The sequence below is a fragment of the Acinetobacter sp. YH12070 genome (assembly GCF_013419625.1).
In the GTDB taxonomy this organism is placed as follows: domain Bacteria; phylum Pseudomonadota; class Gammaproteobacteria; order Pseudomonadales; family Moraxellaceae; genus Acinetobacter; species Acinetobacter amyesii.
On record NZ_VOZT01000069.1, the window covers coordinates 1 to 12,123 of the forward strand.

At 41.2% G+C, this 12,123-nt stretch carries 10 protein-coding genes; 1 reads left to right on the forward strand and 9 read right to left on the reverse strand.

What is annotated here, in order from left to right; translation table 11 throughout:
- A partial coding sequence (locus FTU17_RS15225; protein WP_151760684.1) for a transposase occupies positions 1-140 on the reverse strand: 140 nt, incomplete at its 3' end.
- Between the two features lie 78 nt (positions 141-218).
- Here FTU17_RS15225 and FTU17_RS15230 point away from each other — a divergent pair.
- The gene (locus tag FTU17_RS15230) at positions 219-425 is read left to right on the forward strand and encodes a transposase (protein ID WP_180135940.1); all 207 of its coding nucleotides are present in this window, start codon (positions 219-221) and stop codon (positions 423-425) included.
- Positions 426-707: 282 nt separating this feature from the next.
- On the opposite strand, the gene FTU17_RS17610 is transcribed toward FTU17_RS15230, so the two are convergent.
- The 8 genes from FTU17_RS17610 to FTU17_RS15265 all read right to left on the reverse strand — a co-directional run bounded on the left by FTU17_RS17610 (position 708) and on the right by FTU17_RS15265 (position 12,047).
- A complete protein-coding gene (locus FTU17_RS17610; protein ID WP_257227410.1) occupies positions 708-875 on the reverse strand; it encodes a hypothetical protein in 168 nt (55 codons plus the stop codon).
- 99 nt (positions 876-974) lie between these two features.
- A complete protein-coding gene (locus FTU17_RS17615; protein WP_257227411.1) occupies positions 975-1,133 on the reverse strand; it encodes a hypothetical protein in 159 nt (52 codons plus the stop codon).
- Between the two features lie 215 nt (positions 1,134-1,348).
- Positions 1,349-2,341: an IS5 family transposase gene (locus FTU17_RS15240; RefSeq protein WP_180036307.1), complete on the reverse strand. Its 993-nt coding sequence runs from the start codon at positions 2,339-2,341 to the stop codon at positions 1,349-1,351.
- Between the two features lie 129 nt (positions 2,342-2,470).
- The gene (locus tag FTU17_RS15245) at positions 2,471-4,219 is read right to left on the reverse strand and encodes an IS66 family transposase (RefSeq protein ID WP_180135942.1); all 1,749 of its coding nucleotides are present in this window, start codon (positions 4,217-4,219) and stop codon (positions 2,471-2,473) included.
- 75 nt (positions 4,220-4,294) lie between these two features.
- A complete protein-coding gene (tnpB, locus tag FTU17_RS15250; RefSeq protein WP_180135944.1) occupies positions 4,295-4,657 on the reverse strand; it encodes an IS66 family insertion sequence element accessory protein TnpB in 363 nt (120 codons plus the stop codon).
- Complete coding sequence (locus FTU17_RS15255) at positions 4,654-5,088, reverse strand: transposase (RefSeq protein ID WP_160002932.1); 435 nt, start codon at positions 5,086-5,088, stop codon at positions 4,654-4,656. The genes tnpB and FTU17_RS15255 overlap by 4 nt, the downstream gene beginning before the upstream one ends.
- 189 nt (positions 5,089-5,277) lie before the next feature.
- Positions 5,278-6,102, reverse strand: coding sequence for an OmpA family protein (locus FTU17_RS15260; protein ID WP_180135946.1), 825 nt, complete (start codon positions 6,100-6,102; stop codon positions 5,278-5,280).
- A gap of 92 nt (positions 6,103-6,194) precedes the next feature.
- A complete protein-coding gene (locus FTU17_RS15265) occupies positions 6,195-12,047 on the reverse strand; it encodes a YadA-like family protein (RefSeq protein ID WP_218955565.1) in 5,853 nt (1,950 codons plus the stop codon).
- Between the last annotated feature and the right edge of the window lie 76 nt (positions 12,048-12,123).

Here is a 12,123-nt window from a genome sequence, read left to right on the forward strand (position 1 = left end):
AATCCATGTTGCAAAGCGACTGAAGCAATTGAAACGTCCGGTGCTTTACAAGCCTGAACGATCTGCTGTTTAAATTCAGCACTGTATGTTCTTCGTTTTTTCGCAAGAGATGCGATGGATGTCTGATGATTTGTAGTCATAAATTTTAGTCCCCACTTGTTTCTAAGTGGGGACTAAATTAAGGCTTATAGGATGAATTCAGAAGGTGTGTTCAGCGGATGCTTACGAAATGCTGCAAATTAGATCCCGAGTTAAAAGTTTACAATCATGAAATCAATAAAAGAAGAATCGGGATTGAGCATGTGTTTGGGAGTTTGAAAACCTTCAGAATCCTTGCTGAACGATATCGTAATCGAGGCAAAAGATTAGGCTTAAGATTCAATTTAATTGCTGGAATCTATAACATGGAACTGAGTAAAAAATGACTTATGAAAGAACTCTAATGATAGAAATATATCATTTCATTAAATATTTTTAGTCATTTCTATCAAAATTGATATTGTTAAGTAAATTTTAAAAAGTATTGTATCCAAAGCAAATTTTAGAGAATAGCTTATAATCTATTGAGAATATTTCTCAAAATAAAAAAAGGTTTGCATCTATTTCTTTTGTGACAGGTTTTAGAGTATCTCTTGAGAGCATTCAGCTATTTTTCTAAAACATGTACATCAAAAAAAGTGACAAACCTTTTCTGGATATAAACAATGCTATTGTTTAATCAAATATAGATCTAAGCATTTAGTACCTAAGCTATCAGTACAAAGTTGGGCTGTATTGGGTGAAATCCATTTCAATGGAAGGTTTAAATTTACATTGGTGAAATCTTGTGCTACCCCTGCACATGCTGCATGTTTATTATCAGTTGCGATTTTCATACTCAATATATCGAGAGAATTTGGCGAATTTTTATCACGCAATACACCAAAAACACCTGTCATTCGTTTATTTAGGCTCGTGTATTGGAATTTATCAGCTTAAATGAATTTGTAAGTTTCAGAGCATTTATTTTTTGCATTATAAATTGTCCAATTTCCAAAAAAATCCTTTTGTAGGTTGATTTGATTTTTATCAAATGCTTGAGCTTGAAATGCCAATGCTAAACCTATAGAAAATAACGCTATTTTCTGTAACATATTACTCTCCTTTTTAAAAATATTTTTAAAATAAACTATATAAGAGACCTTTGCACAAACCAGCGACCTACTCTCGACACCAATCTCAAACTCAACTAAAAACTGGAATTGGTGTTAAAAGATAGAAAAAGTCACCGAATTGGCATAACACTCTCCTAAATTGCAGTTAATTCAGATCTATTGGCTAGTTTTGCCAACCAACAGACACAATAACCCTAAGCCAATCCATATTTTTGTTTCAGACTTAGGGCCGTTTTTAAATTATGCACAATGCTAGCAAGCACTGTACTGGTATGAAATTGCATTAACCCTAAATGACGAGCCTTGCTCATCCCATAATGCAATTTAAAATGACCAAATACCCGTTCCACCGTATTTCTGGTTTGGCTCTTTTGGGTATTGGAACGTTTTTGTTGTTCGGTCAAAGGGGTATTACGCCATGCTCTATCATGAATATAATTGTTTATCGGTGGTTCATGCTTGGCAAGATAGTCGTCATGGGCTTGGCTTTTATACGCACTGTCAGCGTAAACAGCAGATTCATTCCCTGTTAAAAGCGTGGTAAAACATTGTGAATCATGCACATTGGCTGGGGTGGTTTCAACTTTTTTGACAAAGCTGTCTTCATCACAGTTTAGATGGATTTTAAAGCCGTAGGTGGTTTTCACTTTGCCTGTGCTGTCTTTTTTACTGACGTAGGCAGCTTCTTTGTCTTGGGTATTGTCGGTATGTTTGCCTTTTTTAGCTCGTTTGTTCTTGGCTTCGACGATACTGGCATCGATGATGCTGACACTGCCTGCTTTGATGATAATATTTTGCTCGGCTAGTTGCTCATTGATTTGGTTGAATAAGGGTTGGGTAAGTCCAAGTTCGCCTAGGTGTTTGTGGTATCGCCAGATGGTGCTGTGGTCAGGTACGTTATCGGTAAGCGATAGCCCGACAAAGCGGCGAAAGAGTAAGTCTCGTGCCAGTTGTTTTTCCATGGCTGGGTCTGATAAGCCATACAGTTTTTGTAGTAATAAGACTTTAAACATGATGACTGGGTGAAAGGCACTTTCGCCACGGTCGCTGTTATGAACATGACGTAAGGTGTGTTCGATAGTCTGCCAGTTGATGAGGTTGTGTAGTTCATCGAGTTCTTCAATGGCTTTGTGGTGATTAACTAGACTGTCTGCTAGGGACAGCTGCCCTGTTTGTTTCCATGCCATGTCGGTGTCTTTTGTTATGTGGTTGATTATAAAGCATTATATCATTTTAACGAACTTTTGTGTATCTGTTCGTGCAAAGGTTTCTATAAATTTATTTTAATAAGTATTTCGTAAGCATCCGACCAACCCCTATTGCAATTTCCAAACATGAGGCAGGAGCTCATCAATATCCTTATCTTTATGGGTAGGCAGACGTTTAAGCACATCAGACAAGTAGGCATAAACATCCAACCCATTCAAACGAGCCGACTGGATAAGCGACATAATCACCGCAGCACGCTGCCCACTTTTAAGCGATCCTGCGAACAACCAATTCTTACGCCCGAGCGCCCATGGACGCATCTGATTCTCCGCCCAATTATTATCAATCGGCAAACTGCCATCCTCAAGATAACGTGTCAGAGCTTGCCACCGTTTTAAGCAATACTCGATTGCTTTGGTAATACTTGCGTTCTTGGTTGTGCCTAACCTTTTTTCCTGTAACCAACGATATAACGCTTTGGCAATCGGTTTTGCGTGTTGTTGCCTGATGGCGACTACCGTTGTAGCGACTCTAGGGCTTGGCGTCTCATTTTTCTCAAATAACGCATCAATCTGGCATTCAACCGCATACAGCTTTTGAAATAATGCCAACGCTTCATGAGCCACCAAACTCTGACCCTTGATATGAAGCTCATGGAATTTACGTCTTGCATGAGCCATACAGCCGACTTCGATAACCGCTTGCTTTTGATTAAACAAGCACTTATAGCCATTGTAATCATCGCAAATGAGCTGACCCTGCCACTTATCTAAAAAGGCTTTGGGGTGTTCATTTCGCCTACTTTCGGCAAAGTCATACACCACGGCTTTAAAACCACCATAGCTTTGACAATGTTGTGGGGTCAGATACGCCCAAACATAGCCTTGCTTTAACTTACCCTTATTGTTATTAAACTTTAAAATATTGACAGGGGTTTCATCGGCATGCAGAATCGGTTGGGTTAATAGTAATTCATGCAAGCGTTTCACCAGTGGCTCAAGGGCGACACCACAGCGTCCTACCCAGTCTGCCATTGTTGAGTCGGATAAATGCACGCCACTTCGCCCATAGATTAGGCTTTGACGGTATAGTGGCTGATGATCAGCAAATTTGCTAATGATGATATGGGCTAGTAGCTCAGGCGTGGCAATGCTTTTATCGATGATTTGGGGCTCGGTTTTGGCTTGAACCAACCGCTCACGGTTACACGCAGCATTACGGCAGGTGTATTTAGGATAAACATGCCGCTCACGGTAAAAGCAAGCAGGGATAAGTCCGAGTTTGTCTTGTACGTCTTCGCCAATTTGTTTCATTTGACAGCCACAACCACAAGTGATTGATTCAGGCTCATGAATGATGGTTCGGACTTCTAGGTTATCAGGGATGACAATACGCCGCTCGCGTTTGGGTTTCGCTAGTTTGTTGTCATCTGAGTTTGTGTCGGTTTGCTTACTTTCACTTTGGGTGATAAGCATTTGGCTATCTGTATTGACCGATTCGTTTGTCGATGCAGTATGGCTGTCGTTATCAAGCTCGGCTTGAGCATTGTCTTTAATTTGTTCAAGGGCAGATAGGTCTTCTAGAGCAGATTCTTTGCCCAAATGGTCTTGTTTGGGCGTTAATGCTTCGTTCTTTTGTCCAAATAGTTGGTGAATGAGCAGTTTTTGTTTTTCGATGAGATGTTCGATTTGAACCTGATAGGCTTTAAGCTGTTTTTCGTATTGTTGCTGCTGCTCTCGTAGACGCTGTTGATACGCATCTTGCTGCTGTTTTTGTTGTTGTTCAAGCAGGGCTATTTTAGCCAATAGTTCAGCGTAGCTAGGGTTGGTTAGGTCGGTTGGGCTGTGATCGGTCATGGCGCTATGTTGCCATAACCACTATAGCTTGTCAGCGAGTTGGTTGTGATAGTGGGAATTTTTTAATGTTATGATTCAGATGACGGGGGTGAGTATCTCTTTGCCTAAGTTGTGCCAAGCTAATCCGCTGATAAGGGCGTTAAATTGTTGTTGATTGATGGCAAACCCTGTGTTTTGGTTGGATTGGCTGTGATGTCGGATGAGACGTTCACTGAGTCCATGAAATTTGCTGTCATCTAGAGTTCGGCTACACAGCCAAACGCCTAGTCCGTCATGAATGAGCACTTTTAGCCGTGTGCCTGTTTTGTTGTAAAATAGGTAGGCACAGTGCGGTTTGATACCACGGTGTTTTTCTAGAATAAAGGCGAGTAGTTTGTTGCTGCCACTTCGCATGTCCATGGCTGTCGTGGATAGCCAGATTTGGTTGATTTGTATCATTGTAAGCCCCGTAGCAGTTCAATAAGGCTATGGGTGTCAATTTGAGCAATGCTTAACGTTATTGGCGTCCCGTTATGCTTAGGAATTTGAAGCTGTATGCCTGTGAGGGTTGGGGCGAAGGCAGTTGCTTGCGGTGTTATTTCGTGCTTGGTTTTATGTTGCAGGATAACGGGTAAGAAAGCAGGCTCAGACCCATGATCAATGAGATTGGTTTCGATATTTGAGCTGGCTAATGGTTGAGATAAGGTTGCTGCGATTTTCTCGTCTCTGACAGATTTGATCCATTTCTGTAGTAAATTTGGGTTGATGCCATGTCCTTGAGCTAGGCTAGCAATCGAGCGTTTGCCTGTTAAGGCTTGTTCTACGAGATAGGCCTTGAGTTCTTTGCTGTATGTCCGTCGTTTTGGTTTGGTTGTGTTTGTCTGTGCCATTTTAGTGCCTACTTAAAAATAAGTGGGCACTATCTCGTATTTTTTAGAATGGTGGTAGATGGGATGGTCGGATGCTTACGCAAAACTGATGAAAAATTGTGTGTATTCTATAACTCATCGCCCTAAAGGGAAAGCATAAAAAAAGACCGCATACGAATACGGTCTTCTTTTGTAGAATAAATTCTGTTATTACTGTTTTTTCACACCGGTAATTTGGACAGTAACACGACGATCCGGTTGCAAACAAGCCTGTAAAGCCTGACGCTGCTTAACATCATAGCAACCATTAGTTACTGGCTGACTTTTTCCTGCACTTGCAAAGCTAATGGCCTCAGCGGGTGTTCCCTGTTGTACCAAATAGTTACGAACTGTTTGGGCACGATTCAAACCCAACTGATAGTTATAGCTTTCCGAACCCAGTCTGTCTGTATGTCCCACCAAATGGATTTGATTAACACTTACATAGCCTGTAGCAATCACAGAGGCCAGTTGATTGAGCTCATTACGACCTTGTGGTAATAAATCATTCAGACTGGAACCATTAAATTTAAATAATGCGTCAGCACTTAAATTTAGGGTTTCAACCTGCGCTTGAGGTGGTACTACTGGAATGACGGGTTGTGCTACTTTAAAATTCTGACAATCCTGCCCTTTCCAGTTTAGACTCTGTGCAATCTTTTTCTCATCAAAGTCAATACGTAACTGACAGCGTTTATATTCCTGTGTATTAGGAATACGAATATCAAGTACATAATTCCAAACACGATTGACAACTACACCCTCATTAAATTGGGGATTACCCAATAAATGACGGAACTGATCTTTTGTGAGCCCTGTTTCTAAACGTGCAACATCGTCATATTCATAACGTTTCACTTGTTTAAGATAACTATCTTCTACTTTTGGAAAATGGATATCTTCTTGATTCACTGTTTCATCAGCGTGAGTCAACGTAGCAGGCAACATTGTTAAACCTAAAATTGCGCTACATAACAATGGTAAGACTTTTTTCATAATGTATAACCTCAAATATGTATATAGGGGTGCCTAGACTCACAAGTGCTATATCTATAACACTTGTGAAATATGGGCTAATTTTGTGTTTATTAGTCGATCACACCAGAAACACCGATACGGAATAGAGGTGAACCAGTTGTTCCGCCTGCGACCCCACCATTTAAGGACCAGCGACCATTATCAGCTGTACGACGTAATGTCACACCCACTGCACTTTGGTCATTGTAGTACGCTGCACCTGCTGCATATGTCCATTTACCTGGTACATATGGCGCGTTTTCAAGTGCTGCTGTTGCTGCAATACCCGCTGACATTTTGTCTTCCAATTTGTTGATTCGGTTATTGGTATAACTGAATGCTTGTTCCAAATTGTTTTGAACCGTTGTAACTCGGTTATCAATTGCACCTAATGCATCGCCAACGTTGTTATATGATCCGCCGCTGACATTGTATGTAGGAGCTGTGGTATTACCATTCGCATCTACAGTTGAACCACCACCTAAGTAGTTCGCTATGTTTTGGTTGGTTGTATAAAGTTGCGATCCGTTGACTGCATCAGTTGATGTAGATGAAACAGTTCCTGGCGCAACGTTGGTAACTTTTTGTCCACCAGCATTAATGCCGTTTTGGTCAATCGTTACATTACCCACCGATACAGAACCAGCTGTAACTGTAGTTGCATCTACGCTGTTGAATTTCACGTCATCAGCAGTAGCTACATTGTAAACTGTGTGTCCATCATCTGCAGTTGATGAAGTAACAACGATGTTATTACCTTGAGTAACTTCTGTTTTTGAAGCTGCTGCTTGGTTGCTTGCATTTTGAGCAACTTGAGCAAGTTGATCTTCTGTTGCTGCTTGACCAGAAACGATATTGTCTGGATTCCAAGTGGTATTGGTTAAGCCATTAACTGTGCCTGCTTCACCATTGATAGTGACGTTTCCAGCGTTAATTGTGCCTGTAGTACCATCGATAGATACTTTATCGCCAACATTTACTTTGTCACTTAAACCAACAGTAATGTTGTTTCCATTGTTGGTAACAGTTACTCCGCTAGCTGTATCACCATTGATATTTACTGTATCGCCAGGTTTAACAGTTGAAGTATTTGCTGTACCACTATCAGTCGCTATGTTCCAACCTTGGTTAGCATTTGCAGTTTGGTCATTGACATATTTGATTGCGTCATCAATTGTGTTTTGACCTGTACCACCAATGTTATTCCAAACAATTTGATCACCAGCATAAGAAGCATTACCACCGAAGATATTAGTGATGTTGTTTCCTAAACCGTAAAGTTGGCTGCCATTTACAGCATCTTTAGAATCTGCAGAAATGTCGCCTGCCGCTACGTTGGTAATTTTTTCATCACCAGCATCAATTCCATTTGCAGTTACAGAAGGTCCAGTTGCATTACCATCTGCATCTTTAAATGACAAGCCACCAGCTGTCAAATTAGTTGAGCTACCATCAGCATTTGGAAGAGTAACGCTATCAACGTTTAGATCACGGCTCACACCTACTGAGTAAATAGTATGACCATCATCAGCTGTAGCTGAAGTTACGCTAACGTTTTTGTCACCATCTGCCGCTTTAACTTCTGTAGTTGCTGCTGCAGCTGCATCTTTCAATTGTGATACGTTTACTGCATCAGTCGGTGCTTGACCAGCTGCTACATTAGTAATTGTTGTACCACCAGCGTTGATACCAGCAGTTGTGATGCTAGGACCATTTGCTCCACCAACAGTCAAACCGTCTTGGTTCAATACTGTATTACCAAGAGTGACGCTGTTAAGGTCAGTTAAGTCTTTCGCCATCTTAACAACAAGGTTGCCGTCTTCTGAATCTACACGTAAGTTTGCATCAGATGCATCTGCGCTGTTATCCAAACCGCCTTTAACTGTTAAAGTTTCATTAAGTTTTTTCGCAATAACATCACCTTGGTTGCCAGCAAATTTCAAGCCGTCATTCAAAGTTGCAACTTGTTGTGGACCTGTACCATCGTCATACACGATACGGGTAGTTGTTTCGCCAGGAGCGCCATTTACACCGGCAGGACCTGTAGCACCTGTAATTGTTAAGCCTGGAGTACCTGGTTGTCCATCTACGCCATCTTTACCATTCAATACTAAGCTATCAGCATTGAGGTTTTTATCCATCATCACAACAACATTACCGTCTGCATCAGTTGTTGTTTTGATATTAGATGAGCTGTATTCAGAGTCAGCTTTAGTTCCGCCACCAACAATACCTAAAGTTTCACCTAGGTTTTTGTGAGTTACAGTACCGTTGTTATCAACAAAGTTTAGACCTAAGTTTGTTAATTCATCAGATTTAGAATTTAACTGATCAACATTAACTGCATCTGTACCATTTACGCCTGGAGCAACGTTAGTGATTGTTAAGCCACCAGCGTTGATACCAGCAGTTGTGATGCTAGGACCATTTGCTCCACCAACAGTCAAACCGTCTTGGTTCAATACTGTATTACCAAGAGTGACGCTGTTAAGGTCAGTTAAGTCTTTCGCCATCTTAACAACAAGATTGCCGTCTTCTGAATCTACACGTAAGTTTGCATCAGATGCATCTGCGTCATTATCCAAACCGCCTTTAACTGTTAAAGTTTCATTAAGTTTTTTCGCAATAACATCACCTTGGTTGCCAGCAAATTTCAAGCCGTCATTCAAGGTTGCAACTTCTTGTGGACCTGTACCATCGTCATAAACGATACGTGTAGTGGTTTCGCCTGGTAAGCCATTAACACCTGCAGGACCTGTAGCACCTGCAAGAGTGAAGCCTGGAGTACCTGGAGCACCATCAACACCGTCTTTACCGTTAATAGTCAAGCTATCAGCGTTAAGGTTTTTGTCTAACATAACAACAATGTTGCCATTTTCATCAGTCGTTGTTTTAACGTTTGATGCGCTGTAGTCAGAGTCAGCTTTCGTTCCGCCACCGATAATACCTAAAGTATCACCTAGGTTTTTATGCGTAACATTACCATTGCTATCAGCAAAGTTTAGACCTTGGTTAGTTAGGTCAACAGTTGTTTGATGCAACTGGCTACCGTTAACTGCGTCTTTAGAAGTCGCTGAAATTTCACCATCAGCAACATTGGTTACTTTAAGACCACCAGCATCGATACCAGTATTGGTAATGCTAGGACCTGTTGAACCGTCTTTATTAACTACAGTTAAACCAGAACCATTAATGACTGTTTTATTACCAGTAAAGTCAGTAGAAACTAAGCCATTACCGTTCATCACAGTTGAGTTACCAGCAGCATCTTTAGTTGCTACACCAGCACCATTTACAACTGTTTTATTACCCGTAAAGTCAGTAGAAGTTAAGCCAGCACCGTTCAATACTGAAGTATTACCAGATGCATCAGTAGTTGTAACACTTGTAAGATCAGTTAGATCTTTCGCCATGTTCACAACAAGTTGACCATCAACTGAATCTACACGAGTGTTCGCATCAGTTGCAGGAGCACCTGCTGCCAATCCACCTACGATACTTAAAGTTTCGCCTAATGCTTTATGGATATCAGTACCTGTGTTACCCGCAAAGTTTAGACCTTTGTTGGTTAACTCTTCAGTTGTTTGATACAACTGACCGCCATTCACAGCATCTAAAGAGTCTTTAGCGATTTCACCAGGAGCAACATTCGTTACTTTAAGGTTACCAGCATCAATACCACCAGTTGTGATACTTGGACCTGTTGAACCATCAGCATTTGTGATTGTTAAACCAGAACCATTGACAACAGTGTTGTTACCTGCTGCATCAGTTGTTGTAACGCTTGTAAGATCTGTTAAATCTTTCGCCATCTTAACAACGAGGTTACCGTTTTCTGAATCAACACGTGTGTTTGCATCAGTTGCATCTGCAGCGTTATCCAATCCACCTTGAACAGTTAAGGTTTCATTAAGTTTCTTATTAATTACATCACCTTGGTTACCAGCAAATTTCAAGCCGTCATTCAAGGTAGCAACTTCTTGTGGACCTGTACCATCGTCATAAACGATACGTGTAGTCGTTTCGCCTGGTAAGCCGTTAACACCTGCAGGGCCTGTAGCGCCTGATAGAGTGAAGCCTGGAGTACCTGGAGCACCGTCAACACCATCTTTACCGTTAATAGTCAAGCTATCAGCGTTAAGGTTTTTGTCTAACATTACAACAATGTTGCCGTCAGCATCAGTAGTCGTTTTAACGTTTGAAGCGCTGTAGTTGCTGTCTTCTTTAGTTCCGCCACCGATAATACCTAAAGTTTCACCTAGGTTTTTATGCGTAACCACACCATTGCTATCAGCAAAGTTTAGACCAAGGTCTTTTAACTCATTAGCTGTTTGATATAACTGACCGCCGTTCACAGCATCTTTAGAGCCTTCAGCGATTGTACCATCAGCAACATTCGTTACTTTAAGGTTACCCGCATCGATACCGCCAGTTGTGATACTTGGACCTGTTGAACCATCAGCATTTGTGATTGTTAAACCAGAACCATTGACAACAGTGTTGTTACCTGCTGCATCAGTTGTTGTAACGCTTGTAAGATCTGTTAAATCTTTCGCCATCTTAACAACGAGGTTACCGTTTTCTGAATCAACACGTGTGTTTGCATCAGTTGCAGCAGCTGTGTCTGCCAATCCACCTTTAATTGTTAAGGTTTCACCCAATGCTTTATGGATATCATCACCAGTGTTACCCGCAAAGTTCAGACCTTTTTGTTCTGTTGCGTATAACTGACCGCCATTCACAGCATCTTTAGAGTCTGCAGAGATTTCACCAGGAGCAACATTCGTTACTTTAAGGTTACCCGCATCGATACCACCAGTCGTGATACTTGGACCAGTTGTGCCATCAGCATTGTTGATCGTTAAGCCAGAACCATTAAGAACAGAAGAGTTTCCAGCTACGTCAGTCGCTGTTACACCTTCACCATTCATTACTGTGGTGTTACCAGCTGCATCAGTTGTTGTAACGCTTGTAAGATCTGTTAAATCTTTAGCCATATTTACAACAAGTTGACCATCAACTTCATCTACACGTGTGTTTGCAGAGGTTACAGGAGCGCCTTCAGCCAATCCACCTACGATACTTAAAGTTTCACCTAGGTTTTTATGGATATCAGTACCTGTGTTACCCGCAAAGTTTAGACCTAGTTTTGTTAACTCATCAGTTGTTTGATACAACTGGCTACCGTTAACTGCATCTTTAGAGTCTGCAGAGATTTCACCAGGAGCAACATTCGTTACTTTAAGGTTACCCGCATCGATACCACCAGTTGTGATACTTGGACCTGTTGAACCATCAGCATTTGTGATTGTTAAGCCAGAACCATTTACAACAGTGTTGTTACCTGCTGCATCAGTTGCTGTTAAACCTTCACCGTTCAATACTGAAGTATTTCCAGCAGCATCAGCTGTTGTAACGCTTTCTAGATCAGTTAGGTTTTTATCCATGTTCACAACAATGTTGCCGTCTGCATCAGTTGTTGTTTTGATGTTAGTTGCGCTGTATTCAGAGTCAGCTTTAGTTCCGCCACCGATAATACCTAAAGTTTCACCTAGGTTTTTATGAGTAACCGTACCATTGCTATCTGTGAAGTTCAGACCTTTTTGTTCTGTTGCGAATAATTGGCTACCGTTAACTGCATCTTTAGAGTCTGCAGAGATTTCACCAGGAGCAACATTCGTTACTTTAAGGTTACCCGCATCGATACCATCAATTGTGATACTTGGACCATTTTCGATGGTTAAACCAGAACCATTAACAACAGTTGTGTTACCTGATTTATCAGTTGCTGTTAAGCCTTCGCCAGTTAATGATGAAGTATTTCCTGCTGTATCAGTAGTTGTTACACCTGCACCATTGACTACAGTCGTACCAGCAGCATCAGCTGTTGTAACGCTTTCTAGATCAGTTAGGTTTTTATCCATGTTCACAACAATGTTGCCGTCTGCATCAGTTGTTGTTTTGATGTTAGTTGCGCTGTATTCAGAGTCAGCTTTAGTT